This is a genomic window from Nocardia flavorosea (genome assembly GCF_015477805.1).
Lineage (GTDB): Bacteria > Actinomycetota > Actinomycetes > Mycobacteriales > Mycobacteriaceae > Nocardia > Nocardia flavorosea_A.
Genome location: NZ_JADLQL010000001.1, coordinates 1,930,539 through 1,948,167 on the forward strand (window position 1 = coordinate 1,930,539; position 17,629 = coordinate 1,948,167).

At 67.7% G+C, this 17,629-nt stretch carries 18 protein-coding genes; 4 read left to right on the forward strand and 14 right to left on the reverse strand.

Annotated elements, in window-relative coordinates:
- Nucleotides 1-293 precede the first annotated feature (293 nt).
- The 11 genes from IU448_RS08650 to ctaD all read right to left on the reverse strand — a co-directional run bounded on the left by IU448_RS08650 (nucleotide 294) and on the right by ctaD (nucleotide 11,369).
- Nucleotides 294-911: a GNAT family N-acetyltransferase gene (locus IU448_RS08650; protein WP_195054866.1), complete on the reverse strand. Its 618-nt coding sequence runs from the start codon at nucleotides 909-911 to the stop codon at nucleotides 294-296.
- A 286-nt stretch (nucleotides 912-1,197) separates the two neighbouring features.
- Nucleotides 1,198-2,601, reverse strand: coding sequence for a THUMP-like domain-containing protein (locus IU448_RS08655; RefSeq protein ID WP_195054867.1), 1,404 nt, complete (start codon nucleotides 2,599-2,601; stop codon nucleotides 1,198-1,200).
- On the reverse strand, nucleotides 2,602-3,576 hold the full coding sequence (locus tag IU448_RS08660) for a class I SAM-dependent methyltransferase (RefSeq protein ID WP_195054868.1): 975 nt from the start codon (nucleotides 3,574-3,576) through the stop codon (nucleotides 2,602-2,604).
- Nucleotides 3,577-3,717: 141 nt separating this feature from the next.
- Complete coding sequence (locus tag IU448_RS08665) at nucleotides 3,718-4,506, reverse strand: enoyl-CoA hydratase-related protein (RefSeq protein ID WP_195054869.1); 789 nt, start codon at nucleotides 4,504-4,506, stop codon at nucleotides 3,718-3,720.
- An 11-nt stretch (nucleotides 4,507-4,517) separates the two neighbouring features.
- The gene (locus IU448_RS08670; RefSeq protein WP_228812550.1) at nucleotides 4,518-5,351 is read right to left on the reverse strand and encodes an NUDIX hydrolase; all 834 of its coding nucleotides are present in this window, start codon (nucleotides 5,349-5,351) and stop codon (nucleotides 4,518-4,520) included.
- Between the two features lie 102 nt (nucleotides 5,352-5,453).
- Nucleotides 5,454-5,762 carry a type II toxin-antitoxin system PemK/MazF family toxin gene (locus IU448_RS08675; RefSeq protein ID WP_324188537.1) on the reverse strand — a complete coding sequence of 103 codons (309 nt, stop codon included), beginning with the start codon at nucleotides 5,760-5,762 and terminating at the stop codon, nucleotides 5,454-5,456.
- A gap of 8 nt (nucleotides 5,763-5,770) precedes the next feature.
- Entirely contained in the window at nucleotides 5,771-5,974 is a 204-nt protein-coding gene (locus IU448_RS08680) for a hypothetical protein (protein WP_195054871.1), read from the reverse strand.
- Nucleotides 5,975-6,021: 47 nt separating this feature from the next.
- Nucleotides 6,022-6,855 carry an ABC transporter ATP-binding protein gene (locus IU448_RS08685; RefSeq protein ID WP_195054872.1) on the reverse strand — a complete coding sequence of 278 codons (834 nt, stop codon included), beginning with the start codon at nucleotides 6,853-6,855 and terminating at the stop codon, nucleotides 6,022-6,024.
- A gap of 38 nt (nucleotides 6,856-6,893) precedes the next feature.
- The gene (locus IU448_RS08690; RefSeq protein WP_195054873.1) at nucleotides 6,894-7,730 is read right to left on the reverse strand and encodes an aminoacyl-tRNA hydrolase; all 837 of its coding nucleotides are present in this window, start codon (nucleotides 7,728-7,730) and stop codon (nucleotides 6,894-6,896) included.
- Between the two features lie 246 nt (nucleotides 7,731-7,976).
- Complete coding sequence (serB, locus tag IU448_RS08695) at nucleotides 7,977-9,194, reverse strand: phosphoserine phosphatase SerB (protein WP_195054874.1); 1,218 nt, start codon at nucleotides 9,192-9,194, stop codon at nucleotides 7,977-7,979.
- 426 nt (nucleotides 9,195-9,620) lie between these two features.
- Complete coding sequence (gene ctaD, locus IU448_RS08700; RefSeq protein WP_195054875.1) at nucleotides 9,621-11,369, reverse strand: cytochrome c oxidase subunit I; 1,749 nt, start codon at nucleotides 11,367-11,369, stop codon at nucleotides 9,621-9,623.
- 471 nt (nucleotides 11,370-11,840) lie between these two features.
- On the opposite strand from ctaD, the gene IU448_RS08705 reads away from it, so the two are divergent.
- The 3 genes from IU448_RS08705 to nrdF all read left to right on the forward strand — a co-directional run bounded on the left by IU448_RS08705 (nucleotide 11,841) and on the right by nrdF (nucleotide 14,502).
- Nucleotides 11,841-12,932 (forward strand): ABC transporter substrate-binding protein, encoded by a 1,092-nt coding sequence (locus tag IU448_RS08705; protein ID WP_195054876.1) that lies wholly within the window; start codon nucleotides 11,841-11,843, stop codon nucleotides 12,930-12,932.
- A 171-nt stretch (nucleotides 12,933-13,103) separates the two neighbouring features.
- Complete coding sequence (locus IU448_RS08710) at nucleotides 13,104-13,325, forward strand: hypothetical protein (RefSeq protein WP_195054877.1); 222 nt, start codon at nucleotides 13,104-13,106, stop codon at nucleotides 13,323-13,325.
- Between the two features lie 214 nt (nucleotides 13,326-13,539).
- Complete coding sequence (gene nrdF, locus IU448_RS08715) at nucleotides 13,540-14,502, forward strand: class 1b ribonucleoside-diphosphate reductase subunit beta (protein WP_195054878.1); 963 nt, start codon at nucleotides 13,540-13,542, stop codon at nucleotides 14,500-14,502.
- A 66-nt stretch (nucleotides 14,503-14,568) separates the two neighbouring features.
- Here nrdF and IU448_RS08720 read toward each other — a convergent pair whose 3' ends face one another.
- Nucleotides 14,569-14,724, reverse strand: coding sequence for a methionine/alanine import family NSS transporter small subunit (locus IU448_RS08720; protein ID WP_195054879.1), 156 nt, complete (start codon nucleotides 14,722-14,724; stop codon nucleotides 14,569-14,571).
- On the reverse strand, nucleotides 14,724-16,304 hold the full coding sequence (locus tag IU448_RS08725) for a sodium-dependent transporter (RefSeq protein ID WP_228812077.1): 1,581 nt from the start codon (nucleotides 16,302-16,304) through the stop codon (nucleotides 14,724-14,726). Before IU448_RS08725 ends, IU448_RS08720 begins: the two co-directional genes overlap by 1 nt.
- Before the next feature lie 330 nt (nucleotides 16,305-16,634).
- On the opposite strand from IU448_RS08725, the gene IU448_RS08730 reads away from it, so the two are divergent.
- Nucleotides 16,635-17,078, forward strand: a complete 444-nt coding sequence (locus tag IU448_RS08730) for a nitroreductase family deazaflavin-dependent oxidoreductase (RefSeq protein WP_195054880.1) — start codon at nucleotides 16,635-16,637, stop codon at nucleotides 17,076-17,078.
- Nucleotides 17,079-17,117: 39 nt separating this feature from the next.
- On the opposite strand, the gene IU448_RS08735 is transcribed toward IU448_RS08730, so the two are convergent.
- Nucleotides 17,118-17,624 (reverse strand): nuclear transport factor 2 family protein, encoded by a 507-nt coding sequence (locus IU448_RS08735; RefSeq protein ID WP_195054881.1) that lies wholly within the window; start codon nucleotides 17,622-17,624, stop codon nucleotides 17,118-17,120.
- Between the last annotated feature and the right edge of the window lie 5 nt (nucleotides 17,625-17,629).

Genomic DNA, 17,629 nt, shown 5'->3' on the forward strand with positions numbered 1-17,629 from the left:
GGCCCGGGATTGCTGCCGGCCTCGTCACGACCGACACGGAGTACCTGGAGCCCGGCCGGCATGCGCTGGTATCCGCCGCGTCGCCGGCCCTCCGTCGTCGGCGATACGCTCATCGACGGCACCCCGGCCGGGCCGGCGCGCCCCTGTTCGTGATACGACCTCCGCTGCCGCCGCACTGTGGTCCGTGCGGGCGGTGCCTCTCCGCCGGCGCTTACCGGGTCGACCACCGTATCGCGACGGCCGCAGTCGCGGCGCTGCGAGCTGCGGGCCGTCCGAACCGGATTCCGGCCGGGTTACCGCGGATCCAGCGGCGCACCGTGTGCTGCGCGGTGGGCGATCCGGGCGGTCAACCGGTCGCGAGCCCCGGGCCATTCGGCGGCGAGGATCGAGTAGACCACCGTGTTCCGGCGGCTTCCGTCCCGCCGCACGGCATGCTGGCGCAGGACCCCCTCCTGAACCGCGCCGAGCGCGGTGACGGCCTCGCGGGAACGCGTATTGCGGTCGTCGACAGTGAATTCCGCGCGCAGGGCGCCGAGCGTGCCGAAAACATGGTCCAGCAGCAGCAGTTTCGCTTCGGGATTTATCACAGTGCCGCGGACTCGTTGCGAATACCAGGTGAAACCGATGGTCACCCGGCCGTGCCGCTCGTCGGTGTTGTAGAGCGAGGTGGTGCCGACGATCCGGTTGTCGCGCAGGTCCACCGCGACGAGCACCTGACGCCCCGAAGAAAGGGCATGGGCCACGGTTTCGGCCGACGGAGGCTGTGACTCGATACCTTCGGGGAAGTAACGCAGGGTGTCGGGATCGTCGTATGCGGCGGTCAGATCGCCGGCGTCGCCGGGTTCCAGCGGACGGAGCAGCACATGATCGCCGCGCAGGTGTGGCGGGCGCTCCCAGTACTCGTTTCCCATGGCACTCCTCGGGTCGGCTGCCTGCTTTCTACACCGATAGAACAGTCGGCACCAGTGTATTTCGGCTGGTCCAGGCGAATGCCCGGGTCTACCGGGCCGCCCGCCGCGACCTCGGCCCGGTAGACCCGGGTGACCTCGCCGGGAACAGCCCGCACAACCCGAGATCTCTCCGAGGATGCTGCGGCACCGGGCACAGCGCGCCCTGTGCCGGTACAACCGGCACGGAGCACCGACGCCGGAGACGGGCGCGGTGCGGATGAGATCACCGCGCAGCCGCCGGCGCAACTCATCGGGACGCACGGCACAGAAAGGCAGCGGCGGTGCGGCCGATTCGGGTGACCACCAGTGTGTAGGGCTCGGAACCGCTGGGCTTGAGACGGCGACGCAGCGCGTCCGGGTCGGCGTCCACACCGCGCACCAGGATTTCCAGCGGCCCGCAGTTGCGGCGCCGGAGTTCGGACCGCAGGGTCTTCTCCCGGAATTCGAGCCGATCGACGATCCGGAAACCGCGGACACCGGCGGGCAGCCGGTCGCCGGTGAGATAGGCGATCCGGGGATCGAGCTGCCATAAGCCATGGCGGGCCGCGTAGTGCCGGACCAGCCCGGCACGGACCACCGCACCGTCCGGGTCGACGATCCACTCCCCCGGCGCCCGGTCCGGGATCTCATCGGGTTCGGCATCGGTGAGAGTGGTGATCGTGCCCGCCCCCGTGAGCACCGTGGCCCGGCGGGTGACACCCGGTTCACCTAAGCCCGGCGACCACAGACATGCTTCGCGGACCGCCCCGTCCAGCGAGACCACCTCGACCTCGCCGGGCCAGCCCAGCCGATCGAAATCCAGTCCCGGCGCACATTTCACGGCCATATCCCGACCGGGATAGGCGGCCAGCAGATCCGGTAACGGCGGTTGCAGTGCGGCCGGGTCGAACGTGCGCTTACCGCCCGCCCGGCGAGCCGGGTCCGCGATGATCACCGTGCCGGCGGTACACGGCGCCAGCGCATCGGCGCGGACCACGAGCGTATTCGACAGTGTTGCTTCCGCCACGTTGCGAGGTTCCGGTTCCGGCGCGGTATCGGGTTCCGTTCCCGATGCGCTGCGAGATACGGCAGCCGAGCCTGGGTGCCCAGGAACCCACTCCGCATTCGGCGACTCCGAAACCGATCGATCCGGCGCCGACTCGTTCCTTCCGTCCGTCTGCCCTGCGCTGGGCCGCGATACCGGCCAGTGCTCACCACGGGCAGCGGCCGAGAAGCGGGCCGACGCCGGGCGGGACAGGTTGTGCCGGGCCATGGCGAGCCGGACCGGATCGAGGTCACTGCCGACCACGCGGGGGCACACCCGCGCCAGCTCGACCAGTTCCGCGCCGATCGAGCAGGTCACATCGTGCACATCGCGGCCCGCCAGCCGGGCGGCGCGATGCCGTGCCACCAGAGTCGGGGTCGCTTGCTGGAGCGCGTCGTCGGTGAACAACCAATCCTGCGTTCCGGACAGCTTGGCCGCTGCCCGGCGGCGCAGGCGCACGGTTTCGATCAACGCGGGCGCCCGGTCCCCGTGCGCGCGGCGCACCGCCGCCACATCGGACAACTGTGAGGCCGCCGTGAGCTCCCGCTCCGCGACCTCGGCCAGCGCGGCCGCGCCCGGCGGCGACGCCAGATAGGCGATATCGGCCGCGCTGAAGCCGTACCCCATCTACTTGCCGGCGGCCGGCTTCACCCCGGTGATCATGGCGTTGTAGAAGAACTGGCGCGGAACCACCCGGCGCATCACGTTCTCGTCCACCCAGCTGAGCCCGAGCCACGCCCGGTACATCGCCATCCGGTAACCCCAGGTGAGCTTCTCGTCGGGCACCGCGGCCTCGAACGTGCGCACCGGCCAGCCCCACAGGGCGGCGGCGAATTCCTCGGTCTGCGCGGCCACGTCCACGGCGCCCGCCGAACGGGCCATCTCCTCGAGCTGGGTGGGATCGAAGGTGTGCAGATCGACCACGGCCTCGAGGGCCGCGGCCCGCGACGACTCGTCCAGTTCCTCCTGCGGCCGGCGCCAATCCCGCAGGAACGGGAGCTTGGTGATGGCGGTGGTGGCCTTCCAGGTGATGTTGCCCAGGTTGCGGGCGTAGAAGTTGCCGATGGTGGTGGGTTCACCGGCGAAGACGAACCGGCCGCCCGGCTTCAGCACCCGCAGGCATTCCCGCAGCGACTGTTCGACGTCGGGGATGTGGTGCAGCACCGCGTGACCGACCACCAGGTCGAAGGTGTCGTCGTCGTAGGGGATGGTTTCGGCGTCCGCCACCCGGCCGTCCACATCCAGGCCCAGATGCTCGGCGTTACGCAGCGCGACCTTCACCATGCCGGGCGACAGATCGGTCACCGAACCGGTCTTCGCGATACCGGACTGCATCAGATTCAGCAAGAAGAAACCGGTTCCGCAACCCAGCTCCAGGGCCCGCTCGTACGGCAGATCCGCCTCGCCGACCGCGGCGTCGAACCGGCCGCGGGCGTATTCGATACAGCGTTCGTCATAGGAGATCGACCATTTGTCGTCGTAGGTCTCCGCTTCCCAGTCGTGGTAGAGCACCTGGGCGAGCTTGGTGTCGGAGAATGCTGCTTCGACCTCGGCGGCGGTGGCGTGCGGATGTGGTGCGGGGTCGTCGGGGCGTACCGTCATGGTCGGAGAGCCTAATGGGTGCTGCTGGGCGGAGCCCATCCGCAGTCCGCGCACGGCCGGAGCGAAGGCGGAGGTATCGCCTATCCTCTGCTTCCGGGTGGTTCGATACCACCGGGTGGGTCCGGGTGGCCCATGCCTCGCTCAGGTGCCGGTGAACTCGGCGGACCCCGGCCCGTCCCGCAGGTAGGACCGTGTTCCCAGGCGTTGATCGGCGGTATCGAACAGCTGCACCCATTCGGCACGGGCCCGTTCGCAGCCGTGCTCTCCCGCTTCGAATACCGCTTTGGCCGCCGCCAGCGCGCGGGCCGGTCCGGTGACGAACTGCCGGGCCCAGGTGATCGCCGATTCGAGCACATCGTCGGGGGCGACCACCTGATCCACCAGACCCAGTCGCGCGGCCTCGTCGGGTTCGACGAAACGCCCCGTGTAGACGAGATCCTTGGCGGCGCCGGGTCCGATCAGCGACGACAGCCGGTGGATACCGGCGAGCGGGATCATCCCGGTGCCGATCTGCGGAAGGCCGAGTTTCACGTTGTCACCGATGATCCGCCGGTCCGCGCCCAGCGCGAGTTCCAACCCGGCGCCGAGCGCATACCCGCTGATCGCCGCGACCGTAGGCTGCGGGACCCGGGCCAGGCAGCCCAGGGCCGTCTGTAGATCGGCGGCCATGGCGGCGGCCTGTTGCGCCGGAAGGCCGGCGAGTTCGGCCAGATCGTCACCCGCGCAGAACACCCGCTCGTCGCCGTAGACCACCAGCGCCGCGATACCGGAATCCGCGCCGCAGGCCGCGGCGGCTGCGGCGATCTCCCGGATCAACTGGGTGCCGAGCAGGTTCAGCGGCGGCCGGGCGATCCGCAGCACCGCCACGCAGCGACCGGAGCCGCCCGCGTGGTCGGGTTCGAGCCGGGACAGGGATACGAATTCGGCCATGGGCCGATACGCTACCGGGCGCCCGAACCGGCGCCGCCGCGCCCGGAACCACCCAGCAGCGAAGGGTCGGTATCGCGCATCCCTTTCGACCCCTGTAGCCGCGACGCATCCGGTATATCCGCGAAATAGCTCATGTTGTCGGGGAATTTCAGCAGCATCTTCCCGTCCACCTCGCCGAATTCCGGCTGGATCGGTGCGATCGGGGGTTCGGCGGCGAGGATCTGCGCGGTACCGGGGTAGTCGCCGAGCGAGGTCAGCTGCGACCAGGTCGGCGGCAGCAGCACCTGTTCGCCGGCTTTCCAGGTGGCCAGCGCGGCGGCCGGGGTGGACCAGTGCACGCCGTCGGATTCCGAGGTCGCCCCGTCGGCCAGCTGACCCGCGGGCAGCAGCGCGACGAAGAAGTGGGTGTCGTAGCGGCGGCGCTCCACAGTCGGGGTGATCCACCGCGCCCACGGCCGCAGCAGATCGGCGCGCAGCACCAGCTTCTCCTCGGCCAGGAACTCGGCCAGCGTCAGATCACGGCCCTCGATCCGTTCCCGCTGCCGCCGGTAACCGGTGGTATCGGCGACCACCGTATCGGCGGTGGGACCGGCCAGCAGAACCCCGCACTCTTCGAAGGTCTCCCGCACCGCCGCGCAGACGAGCGCCTTGGCCCGCCCCTCGGATATCCCGAATCGCTGCCCCCACCAGCTCGGCGCCGGCCCGGCCCAGTCGATATCGACCTCCGCGTCCACCGGGTCCACCCGGCCGCCGGGGAAAGCTGTCATCCCGGCCGCGAATTCCATCGCCCCGGCCCGCCGCTGCAGGAAGACCTCGGGACCGTCCACACCGTCACGCACCAGCATCACCGTCGACGCGTCCTTGGCCTCGGGCACATCGGCAGGTTCCGGCACAGTCGTCTCACTCACACGTGGCACACTAATCGTGGGATGAACAGACCGTCCATCTCACCCCGGGCCGAGGCGCAGATAGTTGTTGATGACCGAATCGAGCCGCGTCATATCGTCGAGTGAAAGATAATCGACGGGATCCCCGACCAAGTACCGGGCGTCGATCGAGCGCACCTGGTCGACCAGCAATCGCGTAGCTGTGCCGGCAATAGTCACCTCCAGGCGCGAGCGCGCAGGCGCGGCGCTCGTCGATGACGGCACTACAGTGACCATCGACCAGTTGGTGCGTGACAGAACCACTCCATAACGTCGGCCACGCTGCTCATGTCCACGCTTGGCGTCACCGAGGTCGATGCGGTAGACCATTCCACGGATCACCAGGCATCGGGTTCTGCGTTGAGATCCTCACCGACAGCTTCGATGCGGTCGGCATCGGCCTGCATCTCCTCCTGCCAACGTTCCCGGCGCAACACTCGTAGGGCATGACGCAGCACATCACTGGTCGTCTCACCCTCACGCATCAATTCTTGGACGAGCGCTTGATCTTCCGCAGTGGCACGGAAAGCGATGGTGCTCATACCGGCAGTCTACGTCTGTTTTACAATTGTGCAACATTCGGTGGCGGTCAGCGGGAGCGGTGCCGGCCCAGGCGGCGGGCGCGGCGGGCGAAGTAGCGGTCGTCGATCCGGTCCAGGGCGATCGATTGGCGGAACGCCTCGCTGAGGTTCTCGGCGGTCAGCACATCGTCCAGCAGGCCCTGTTTCACGACCTCGCCCTCACTGAGCAACATGCAGTGGGTGAAACCGGGCGGGATCTCCTCCACGTGGTGGGTGACCAGAACCAGGGCCGGCGCGTCGGGGTCGGCGGCGAGATCACCGAGGCTTTCCACCAACTCCTCGCGACCACCGAGATCCACCCCCGCGGCCGGTTCGTCGAGCAGCAGCAGTTCCGGATCGGTCATCAGGGCGCGCGCGATCAGGACCCGTTTGCGTTCGCCCTCCGAGAGCGTGCCGTAGGTGCGGTCCAGAAGGTGTTCCGCACCCAGGCTTTCCAGCATATCGATCGCGCGATCGGTATCCATATCGTCGTACTTCTCGCGCCACCGGCCGAGGACCGCATACCCCGCGGAGACGACCAGATCGGCCACCCGTTCCTCGGGCGGGATCCGGGCCGCCAGCGCCGCCGAGGACAACCCGATCCGCGGCCGCAGTTCGCTGATATTCGTCCGGCCGAGACGTTCGCCCAGGACATACGCGGCCCCGTAGGAGGGGTGGGTTTCCGCGGCCGCGATCTGCAGCAGCGATGTCTTACCGGCCCCGTTGGGCCCCAGTATCACCCAGCGTTCGTCGAGTTCGACCTGCCAGGTGACGGGCCCGACGAGAGCGTGCCCGTTGCGGCGGATGGAAACGTTGGTGAAGTCGATGAGCAAATCTGGATCGGGGTGCGCCACGGCCTCCATCTTGTCTCGAGACGTACTCGGTCGCGGCACCGGGCACGCTACCGCTGGCCGAGTCGCGCGGGGCGGGTGGCGATCACCGTGGTCGAGCCGGGGGCCACCTCGGTGAAACCCGCATCGCGCACCGCGGTCGCGGCGCTGCGCGCCACCGCGCTGCGCAGCATCTCCCATTCCTCGGGTTCGGCTTCGCGGACCGCACAGGCGAATCCGCGTTGCGCCCAGTCCCGCGCCTGCTCCACGGGCAGTGCGCCGGCGAACAGCATGCTCGCATGCCCGACCTGTGCGGCGGCCTTACCGACCGTCATCCCCAGCGCGGCGTTCACCCAGAACACCGGCACATCCAGCGGCACCGGACCCGGATCGTCGGATTCCAGGTCGGTACCGCCGATCTGGAGCCGCCGGATCCGCGGATCCACCGCCCCCACCGGCCCGGGCACCAGCGCCCGCACCAGCGCCCCACCGCTTTCTACGGTCACCCCGGGCACCTCGTTCGCGGCCGCCCACTGTGCGCCCCGCGCCCGCCGGGCGACCTTCCGGATCCGCGACCGCTTCCACGCCAGATACGGCTGCTCCCATTCACCCCCGGCGCCCACCCGCGGGTCCAGGCACAGCGCCACCGCCGCACCGGCCGCTGCGGCGAGCAGATCACTGCGCGCCGGCGGATCGGTCTTGGGCAGATGCAACACCATCTGCATGGCCTGTACCTGAGCGGGATCGTCGGGATCTCCCGAACCCCCGTAACCCGCGGCGAGTTCCGCGTGGCGCTCGGAAAACCCTGGGTCACCGAAGAAATCGGCACCCGGGTCCGGCGGCGGGTCAACCACCCCGTCCCATTCGTGACCGCGCGCCACCACATCCGCGCCGCTATCCGGCAGCATCACACAAAGCCTCCAAGCACCCGACCAACACCGGGCGACAGCCTACCTACGCGCCTACGTCCCGCCTGCCGTGGTCCTCCACTCCGGTGGCGCAGGTGCACACCGGGCGCCGCAACCGGGCACCCGGAACATGTGGAAATTCCCGCGCGGATCCCCACTCGACCAGCACCGCTGCTGAGTCTTACGAGGCCCGGAAAGGTTTCGGCCCGAAACCCGCGCCGCCGCAAGCGGCGCCGGAAAATACAGCTACCCCAGGGGTACCCGCCGCAGCAGACCGTCTTCCGCGTCCGCGGCCTCCACCTCGTCCCGGGTGACCCCGAGGATGAACAGCACCGCATCGAGGTAGGGATGGGACAAGGCCGTATCGGCGACCTCTCGCAGCGCCGGTTTGGCGTTGAACGCCACGCCCAGGCCCGCCGCGTTCAACATATCGATATCGTTGGCCCCGTCGCCGACGGCCACCGTCTGCTCCATCGAGATCCCGGAATCGGCCGCGAACGCCCGCAGCGCTGTCGCCTTGTAGGCACGGTCCACGATCTGCCCGACCACCCGGCCGGTGAGTTTGCCGTCGGCCACTTCCAGCACATTGGCCTGGACGAAATCGAGATCGAGTTCGCGGGCCAACGGGTCGATCACCTGCCGGAAACCACCGGAGACCACACCGCACCGGAACCCGAGGCGTTTGAGCGTCCGGATGGTCGTGCGCGCACCGGGGGTCAGGGCGATGGTCGCCGCCACCTCCGCGATCACCGATTCGTCCAGCCCGGCCAGGGTCGCGACCCGCTGCCGCAGCGATTCCGCGAAATCGATCTCACCGCGCATCGCCGCCTCGGTGACGGCCCGCACCTGCTCCTCGACGCCCGCGTAGGCGGCGAGCATTTCGATGACCTCACCCTGGATGAGAGTGGAATCCACATCGAACACGATCAGCCGTTTGGCCCGCCGGGCCAGCCCGGCCCGCTCCACGGCGATATCGACACGCTCGGTGACCGCGACCTCGGCCAGCGCCGTCCGCAGCCGCGAATCGGTATCCCGCGCCCGGTCCGGGGCGGTGACCATGAGCTCCATACCGGTGACCGGGTAATCGGCGATACCGCGGATCAGATCGATGTTCACGCCGAGCGCGGCCAGCTCCCGCGATACGGCACTGAACGCCCGCGCAGTCACCGGTGACCCCAGCACCACCACGGCGTGCGTGGAGACCGGCGCTCGGGCGGCATCGGCGTCGACATCCACATCGACCTGCATCCCGACGGTGTTCATCGCCTCTTCGAGCTCGTCCTGCAAAGCCTCGGGATCGGACGGGCAGCTCACCAGCACGCCCAGGGTGAGCCGGCCGCGGATCACCACCTGCTCGATATCGAGCAGACTCACCCGATGCCGCGACAGCGCGGCCAACAGCACCGAGGTGACCCCCGGTCGATCGGGCCCGGTGACGGTGACGAGAACGGTCGTCTCGGCCAACACTAGCTCACTCTCTGTGACAAAGCGCCACTCCGGCGCCGCGGGTACGGGGCAATCAGGCCCGAAAATGGGCGAACCCGGGTTCGCCCTCCGCTGTTTCCTCCGCTTCGCGCTGTATTATCTGCGCCGCCTCCGGCGGCGCGGGGTTCGGGGCCCCCTTGGTCTCGTTCTTCACTCCGACGCTCCTCCGCTTCACTCCCCCGCTCTGTCGCTCCAGAACGAGACGGGCCCCGAACCTTGGAGGTGGGCGGATTCAAGGCTCTGCGTTGCGCCGTGTCGGAGGTTCGGAGACTGTGCGCGGGCCCTTCACAATCTAAGCGTCCCGGCCTCGGCCCCCTGCCGACGACCCCCTCGGTTCCGGGTGCGGAAACGCAGCGCGCCCGCCGACCTGGGCCGACGGGCGCGTCTGTGTCATGCGGGAGCGGGTCAGGATTTGACCAGCTTCTTCTCCACTTCGGGATCGTGATGTTTGGCTTCACCGCTGAGCCCGACGTGCGCTTCCGTGCGCATCCGCTCGATCATATGCGGATAGTGCAGTTCGAAGGCGGGACGTTCGGACCGGATCCGCGGCAGTTCGTAGAAGTTGTGCCGCGGCGGCGGGCAGCTGGTGGCCCATTCCAGGGAGTTGCCGTAGCCCCACGGATCGTCCACCGTCACCACTTCGCCGTAGCGGTAGCTCTTGAAGACGTTCCACAGGAACGGCAGCATCGAGGCGCCGAGGATGAAGGCGCCGATGGTGGAGACGGTGTTCAGCGTGGTGAACCCGTCACCGGCCTGGTAGTCGGCGTAGCGGCGGGGCATACCTTCCGCACCCAGCCAGTGCTGCACCAGGAAGGTGAGGTGGAAACCGATGAAGGTGGTCCAGAAGTGCCACTTCGCGAGGCGTTCGTCCAGCATGCGGCCGGTCATCTTCGGGAACCAGAAGTAGATACCGGCGTAGGTGGCGAACACGATGGTGCCGAAGAGCACGTAGTGGAAGTGCGCGACCACGAAGTAGGAGTCGGTGACGTGGAAGTCCAGCGGCGGGCTGGCCAGGATGACACCCGACAGACCACCGAACAGGAAGGTGACGAGGAAGCCCACCGAGAACAACATCGGTGATTCGAACGTCAATTGCCCCTTCCACATGGTGCCGATCCAGTTGAAGAACTTCACACCGGTCGGGACCGCGATCAGGAAGGTCATGAACGAGAAGTACGGCAGCAACACCGCGCCGGTGGCGTACATATGGTGCGCCCATACGGCGATGGACAGGGCCGCGATACCGAGGGTCGCGTAGACCAGGGTGGTGTAGCCGAAGATCGGTTTCCGGCTGAACACCGGGAAGATCTCGGAGACGATACCGAAGAACGGCAACGCGATGATGTACACCTCGGGATGCCCGAAGAACCAGAACAGGTGCTGGTAGAGCAGGATGCCGCCGGTGCCTGGATCGTAGATGTGGCCACCCAGGTGCCGGTCGTAGAACAACCCCAGCAGAGCGGCGGTCAGCAGCGGGAACGCGAGCAGTACCAGCACGCTGGTGACGGCGATGTTCCAGGTGAAGATCGGCATCCGGAACATGGTCATACCCGGAGCGCGGAGGCAGACCACGGTCGTCAGCATGTTCACACCACCGAGGATGGTGCCCAGACCGGAGACGGCCAGGCCCATGATCCACAGATCGGTGCCGACACCCGGCGAATGCAGGATATCGGTGAGCGGTACGTACGCCGTCCAGCCGAAGTCGGCGGCGCCGCCCGGGGTGATGAAGCCCGCGGTCGCCATGGTGGCGCCGAACGCGTACAGCCAGTAACTGAAGGCGTTCAGTCGCGGGAAGGCGACGTCGGGGGCGCCGATCTGCAGCGGCAGGATGATGTTGGCGAAACCGAACACGATCGCGGTCGCATAGAACAGCAGCATGATCGTGCCGTGCATGGTGAACAGCTGGTTGAACTGCTCCGGCGAAAGGAACTGCAGGCCCGGGCGAGCGAGCTCACCGCGCATCATCAGCGCCATCAGGCCGCCGATGAGGAAGAACGCCATCGAGGTGGTCAAGTACATGACACCCAGGACCTTCGGGTCCGTGGTTGTCACCGCCTTGTATATGAACGACCCCTTCGGCCCCAATCGTGCCGGAAATGGCCGAGTCGCTTCCACCCCCTGCGGGACTGGCTTGGGCTCTACGGCAGTCACTGATCCTCCTGAAGGTGCCTTTAGGTCGCTCCGCAGGCTCCACTGTTTGCCCGCTGCCCCGTCGCGCGGGGCAGCCAACGGTTAGCTTGCGCTTCTCGAATCGTAAACCGTCCGCCGAACGGCGTCCGAACGGGTCCTACTCTGTGTCGTACTACCGGCTCGGCCGGTACCGGATCGAGGGGCGCGAAGTATGCCGTTCCACGGACCTACCGGGGCATCGTCTCACCGGGACAGCGGGCCGAAGCCCGGCTGGATACCGCACACCACGCGCCCGCGCCGCCGGCCCCGCGTTCCTCCGGCAGGCCGGCAACCCGCACGTTATGAGCTTCCTGCGCACAGCCCTGATCCGCCGGCCGCACCTCGTCGCACACCGGCTTCCGGCAGGCCGGTTGTTCGCAGGTGGCGCACGAAGGACAGCGCCCGGCAGGCGCTGGCGCGCAGCGGATCCGGTGGGCATGTACCCTTCCCGGCATGCCGGTGAGCCCTGCCGTCCGTACCCCAGCCGTGCGCAAACCCCGGACCCCCGCCCGGGCGCGGCGTGCCCACCGGATCGTGGGCGCCGCGCTCGCCTGTATCGCGGTCGCGGTGGCGGGTTGCGCGAGCGAACCCGATAACTCGGCGTCGATCATCCGCACCACCACCAAGATCGCCGGCGCGGGCGTGGTCGGGATCGAACGCGACACCACCCAGGCGTGTTCACTGCCCACTTCCGCCGATCCCGCCGACGGCCCCACCCGCACCGTCCGGCACGCCTCGGGTGAATCGCGGGTGCCGGCCGATCCGCAGCGCATCGTGGTGCTCGGCACCTCCGCACTCGACGCCACCTGCGCTGTCGGCCTGTGGGAACGTGTTGTCGGCGCGACCACCGTGCCCGGCCCGGCGCCCCAGCCGGGCTACCTCGGGTACGGGGTGCTGGAGATCCCCGGCGTCGGTGTCGCCACCGACCCCGATCCCGCACTCATCGCCCAACTGAACCCCGATCTCATCCTCGGCGAGGTCCCGGCCGGCCGGGCCGACTACGCCGCCCTGAGCGATATCGCCCCGACGGTGCTGATCGGCACGGACAAGACCTGGGAAGAGCAGTTCAGCGCCTTCGCGGGCGCCATGGGTCGCGCCGCTGCCGGGCGGGCGGCGCTGGACAGCTACCGCACCGAGGCCGCCGATACCGGCAAGTCGATCAACGCGGCATTCACCGAGGCGTCCCTGGTCCGGTTCACCGCCACCGGCAGCGAGATCATGGGCAGCGAAACCTTCGCGGCGCAGGTTCTCGCCGATACCGGCGCACAGCGGCCGACCGCGCAGCGGGAGGAGTCCGAACCGCTGGACGAATCCGATCCCGTCGCCGCCGAGGGCGACCTCATCTATGTCATGTTCGCCGGGCCGGAGGGCCAGGAGCACGGCGAATCGGTGATGCGTTCGGCGGAGTGGAAGGAGCTGGGCGCGGCCACCGACGGCCGCACCTTCGTGGTCGACGACGCGCTCTGGCACACCACGGGCCTGACCTCGGCACGCGCAGTGCTCACCGATATCCGGGACAGCCTCAACTCCTACGTGTTGGAGTGACCCGGCGGCCGGCCGGACAACCACCTGCCGCCTCGCCGCCGGGCAACTCGAACCGGCGGTCGGTCACAGGCCCGCGATACCGTCCCCGAACACCCGTTCGCAACCTCGCCGAGACCATCCCGGAATACTGAAATCGCAGGTGAGCGCACCTGGCGCCGGTACCGTCGAAGTATGGGCGCGGGCGGTGATCGCTCACTCGGCTACCGGTTGAGTATCGGGATCGTCATCGGACTGGCGATCGGGATCCCGCTCGGCCTCGCGGTCCTCGGCAATCTCGCGCTGGGGGTGGGGCTCGGTATCGGTTTCGGTCTGGCGTTCGGCCTGGCCATGTCGCCGTCGTCGTCGGGCGACGACGGCTCGGGCGGCCGCCGGAAACCGCGCGGCGACGACTGAAGTACGCTCGGCGGCGCCCGGAAGTCACGGCGCGCCGAAGTTCCGCTCTCCAGCCCATCCGGCGCGACGAACACAACTTCTGGTAACCGCTCGGCACTCCACCCCCAAGGGATAGTGGCTATTCCTTGCCACGGGGGTAGTGTTACGGCGCGCGGAGCGCTGGCAGAGTCGTACTGAGTCGTAGTCGGAATCGTTGGGAAAGGCGTGGAAAAGCATGAAGCTCATCGATCGGGTTTCGGCCATCAATTGGAATCGGGTACCCGACGAGAAGGACGCCGAGGTCTGGGATCGGCTCACCGGTAACTTCTGGCTCCCCGAGAAGGTCCCGGTGTCCAACGACATCCCGTCCTGGAACACCCTCACCGCCGATGAGAAACAACTCACCATGCGGGTGTTCACCGGCCTCACACTGCTGGACACCATTCAAGGCACGGTGGGCGCGGTCAGCCTCATCCCCGATGCGCTGACCCCCCACGAAGAGGCGGTGCTCACCAATATCGCGTTCATGGAATCGGTGCACGCCAAGAGCTACAGCTCGATCTTCTCCACGCTGTGCTCGACTCGCGAGATCGACGATGCCTTCCGCTGGTCGGAGGAGAACCGCAACCTGCAGCGCAAAGCCGAGATCGTCCTCGACTACTACCGCGGCGACGATCCGCTCAAGCGCAAGGTCGCCTCGACACTGCTGGAGAGTTTCCTGTTCTACTCCGGCTTCTACCTGCCGATGCACTGGTCGTCGCGGGCCAAGCTCACCAATACCGCCGATATGATCCGCCTGATCATCCGCGACGAGGCGGTGCACGGCTACTACATCGGCTACAAGTATCAGCGCGGCCTCGAGCAGGTCACCCAGGCCGAACGCGACGAGCTGAAGAACTACACCTTCGAGCTGCTGTTCGAGCTGTACGACAACGAGGTCGAATACACCCAGGACCTCTACGACGAGGTCGGCCTCACCGAGGACGTCAAGAAGTTCCTCCGCTACAACGCCAACAAGGCGCTGATGAACCTCGGTTACGAGGGGCTGTTCCCGAAGGACGAAACCGAGGTCAACCCGGCGATCCTGTCGGCGCTGTCCCCCAACGCCGACGAGAACCACGACTTCTTCTCCGGCTCGGGTTCCAGCTATGTGATCGGCAAGGCCGTCAACACCGAAGACGACGACTGGGATTTCTGATCCCCGCACACCGGCACGGGCTCCCGAGGAACTCGGGCCCGTGCCGGTGGCGTTCGGATCGTCGGACTACGTGCGGTGGCCGGTCGACTCTGCCGCCGCGGCGCGATTCTCGTCGTCGTCCGGAGTTTCGGGATGACGCCGGATCAGCAACAGCGCCCCGGCCAGACCGCCCCACACCACAACAATCGAAATGATCAGCATGATGATCGCTCCCGTGGACATCAGCTCTCGTCCTTTCCGGCCGGAGTAACGGCCTCGTGTGACGGGTCGCCGGGTGCGTCCGTGACGGGTGCGGGACCGGCGTTACGCCATGGGATCAGGGCGAGCACGATGCCCACCACGATGGCGCCGAGCGCCACGCCCCAGCCGGCGATCATCAGAAAGCTGCCGGAGTAGCCGCTGTAGTTCTCGGCGAACTCAGCACGCAGCGAATCGATCATCATCCAGCCGAGCACGACCGGGGTGACGACGCCCAGGGTGATCTTCCAAATCCAGCCCAGGCGCACCACCGATACCGAGTCGACGTGGGCCTGCAGCAGCGGCAGTTTCCGCAGTCCCCAGGCCACCACCACGACCGCGACCAGAGCGGCGAGCGCCACCCCGTAGGCGTTGATGAAGTGATCGACCGCGTCGAGCAGGAACAGGCCACCGCGGGTCGGGAAGAGGGCGATGGAGACCGCCGCGGCAGCGCCGCCGACGATGAGCACGGTCGGCACGCGGTCCATACCGGTACGGTCCTGCACCGCCGACACCAGCACCTGCACAATGCTGATCAGCGAGGTCAAACCCGCGATCAGCAGGGAGCTGAAGAACAGGATGCCGAACCAGGCCGCCCCGCCAGTGAGTTCGGAGATGATGGCGGGAAACGCGACGAACGCCAGCCCGACACCATCGGCCACCACCTCGTCGATCGCGGTGCCGGCCTGGGTCGCCATGAACCCGAGGGCCGCGAAGACACCGATTCCGGCAAGGATCTCGAACGAACTGTTGGCGAATCCGGTGACCAGTGCCGACCCCGTCAGATCGGCCTTACGCCGCAGATACGAGGAATACGTGATCATGATGCCGAACCCGACGGACAGCGAGAAGAAGATCTGACCGTAGGCCGCCACCCAGACCTTCCCATCGGTGATCGCCGACCAGTCCGGCGAGAAGAACGCGTCCAGGCCGCTCGCCGCACCGGGCAGGAACAGGGCCCGCACCACGAGGATGCCGAACAGCACCACCAGCAGCGGAATGAAAACCTTACTGGCGGATTCGATCCCGCGGCGCACCCCGAAAGCGAGCACGCCCAGGGTCACCAGCCAGACCACGATCAGCGGTATCGCAACCCCCGCCACATAGGAGGTCCCGAAGGACGGTTCGTCGGCTCGGTGCAGGAATTCGCTGAAAAAGGCATCGGGATCGTCGCCCCACTGCTGACCGACCGAGAACCCCACATAGCGGGCCGCCCAGGCGATGATCACCGCGTAGTAGGTGGCGATCACGAAACAGATGGCCACCTGCCACCAGCCCAGCGCCGTCACCCGCCGGGACAGCCGGTGGAACGCCAGCGGTGGCGAGCCCCGGAATTTGTGGCCCATCGCGTAGTCGAATATCAATACCGGAATACCGGCTGTGAGCAGCGCTATCAGGTAGGGCACCAAGAAGGCGCCGCCACCGTTCTCGTAGGCGACATAGGGGAATCGCCAGATATTGCCCAGTCCCACCGCCGAACCGATGGCTGCGAGCAGGAATCCGGCTCGTGTACCCCACTGTTCCCGGGGTCGGTCGACCTGACCCATGGTTCCTCCGTTCCTCATCCGAACCACCACGCGGCGAGGTCCCCGCGAGTGGTGCCGCTACCTGCTTCCGGTTCCGCGAGCCAGGTAACGATACGACTCGGGTACCCCGGTGGCCGGTGCGCCGAACCCGGGCGAGGCGCACCACCTGGGACCGAAGCGTGGCGGAACAGCCGGACGCGGTGGCCAGCGCAGCACGCGGCAGATCTCATCCGCCGGTCGCCGCGGGCCCGGACCTCCGGCGGGACGGCGGCCCTCACCCACAACCGCTATGCTGCCGGAGCGAGCCGCATCGGCGGCTCGCTCCGGTCCCGGCGCGGATGCGGCGCCCGTTTTGTGTAGGAGTGCGTGATGGCAGGCGACACCGTCAAGATTCCCGGCTGGCTGAAACCGATGAACCGGGCGATGGTCGCCGTCAGCCGGGTGGGAGTCGCGCTGCCGATGGCGTTGCTCACCGTTGCCGGCCGGAAATCGGGCAAGCTCCGCACCACACCGGTGACACCGTTCGAATACGACGGCGCCGAATACGTTCTCGGCGGTATTCCCGGCGCGGATTGGGTGAAGAACGTCCAAGCCGCCGATACCGCTGAACTGAAGGTCGGGCGGCGGAAACGGACAGTGCGCCTGGTGGAGATCCCGGCGGCCGACAGCGAACCGGTGCTGCGGCAATTCCCGCGACTCGTGCCCACCGGTGTACCGGTCATGATCAAGTCCGGGGTCGTGACCGGCGACGACCCCGACGAGTTCGCCGCCCTGGCCGGCCGGTGCACGCTCTTCCGTATCGAGGATGCCTGACCTCCTCTCCGCGCGAGCGCATCGACCGGCTCGCGCTCCCTACTGCGCGACCCGGCAGGTGTCGTCGACCGGGCGGGTGATCGACCAATACTGCTCGAACCGGCAGGCGGCGATCTTCCATCCGCCGTCCTCGACGACGTATTCGTCGTCGTACTCCCCGGTCATCACCGTCTCGGTGTTTTCGATCAGGTTGACCTGCCGGAATTTCAGCGTCCATTTCCCGGAAGCACGCTCCGGGCCGTGGACGGTGATATCGGGATGGGTCCCGTGATGCATATCGAGGATCACGTTCTTCCCGTCGATCTTCTGCAACGCGATCTTCTCGAATACCGCCGCCATACCGTCGGCATCGAACGAGCCGAGCACCCCGTAGTCGACCGCGGCGCCCGCGGCGACGAAACACTCCCGGAAAGCCTCCGGGTCCTTGGCATCACACGCCCGCAGGTAGCGGTGCTTGAGCGCCTTGATCGCCTCGATCGCCTCCAAACGCGCCACCCGCCGCGTCAGATCGGTTTCCTCGGATCGCGATAGCGGTGCAGACGGCATACTGG

What these genes read in the sequence shown, in the direction of transcription:
- IU448_RS08720 (WP_195054879.1), bottom strand. Translation starts at nt 14,724, where the DNA reads ATGTCCACGGGAGCGATCATCATGCTGATCATTTCGATTGTTGTGGTG.
- IU448_RS08650 (WP_195054866.1), bottom strand. Translation starts at nt 911, where the DNA reads ATGGGAAACGAGTACTGGGAGCGCCCGCCACACCTGCGCGGCGATCAT.
- IU448_RS08730 (WP_195054880.1), top strand. Translation starts at nt 16,635, where the DNA reads ATGGCAGGCGACACCGTCAAGATTCCCGGCTGGCTGAAACCGATGAAC.
- IU448_RS08690 (WP_195054873.1), bottom strand. Translation starts at nt 7,730, where the DNA reads ATGCTGCCGGATAGCGGCGCGGATGTGGTGGCGCGCGGTCACGAATGG.
- IU448_RS08705 (WP_195054876.1), top strand. Translation starts at nt 11,841, where the DNA reads ATGCCGGTGAGCCCTGCCGTCCGTACCCCAGCCGTGCGCAAACCCCGG.
- IU448_RS08655 (WP_195054867.1), bottom strand. Translation starts at nt 2,601, where the DNA reads ATGGGGTACGGCTTCAGCGCGGCCGATATCGCCTATCTGGCGTCGCCG.
- IU448_RS08725 (WP_228812077.1), bottom strand. Translation starts at nt 16,304, where the DNA reads ATGAGGAACGGAGGAACCATGGGTCAGGTCGACCGACCCCGGGAACAG.
- IU448_RS08665 (WP_195054869.1), bottom strand. Translation starts at nt 4,506, where the DNA reads ATGGCCGAATTCGTATCCCTGTCCCGGCTCGAACCCGACCACGCGGGC.
- IU448_RS08710 (WP_195054877.1), top strand. Translation starts at nt 13,104, where the DNA reads ATGGGCGCGGGCGGTGATCGCTCACTCGGCTACCGGTTGAGTATCGGG.
- IU448_RS08735 (WP_195054881.1), bottom strand. Translation starts at nt 17,624, where the DNA reads ATGCCGTCTGCACCGCTATCGCGATCCGAGGAAACCGATCTGACGCGG.
- nrdF (WP_195054878.1), top strand. Translation starts at nt 13,540, where the DNA reads ATGAAGCTCATCGATCGGGTTTCGGCCATCAATTGGAATCGGGTACCC.
- IU448_RS08675 (WP_324188537.1), bottom strand. Translation starts at nt 5,762, where the DNA reads ATGGTCTACCGCATCGACCTCGGTGACGCCAAGCGTGGACATGAGCAG.
- IU448_RS08685 (WP_195054872.1), bottom strand. Translation starts at nt 6,855, where the DNA reads ATGGAGGCCGTGGCGCACCCCGATCCAGATTTGCTCATCGACTTCACC.
- IU448_RS08670 (WP_228812550.1), bottom strand. Translation starts at nt 5,351, where the DNA reads ATGCTGGTGCGTGACGGTGTGGACGGTCCCGAGGTCTTCCTGCAGCGG.
- IU448_RS08660 (WP_195054868.1), bottom strand. Translation starts at nt 3,576, where the DNA reads ATGACGGTACGCCCCGACGACCCCGCACCACATCCGCACGCCACCGCC.
- IU448_RS08680 (WP_195054871.1), bottom strand. Translation starts at nt 5,974, where the DNA reads ATGAGCACCATCGCTTTCCGTGCCACTGCGGAAGATCAAGCGCTCGTC.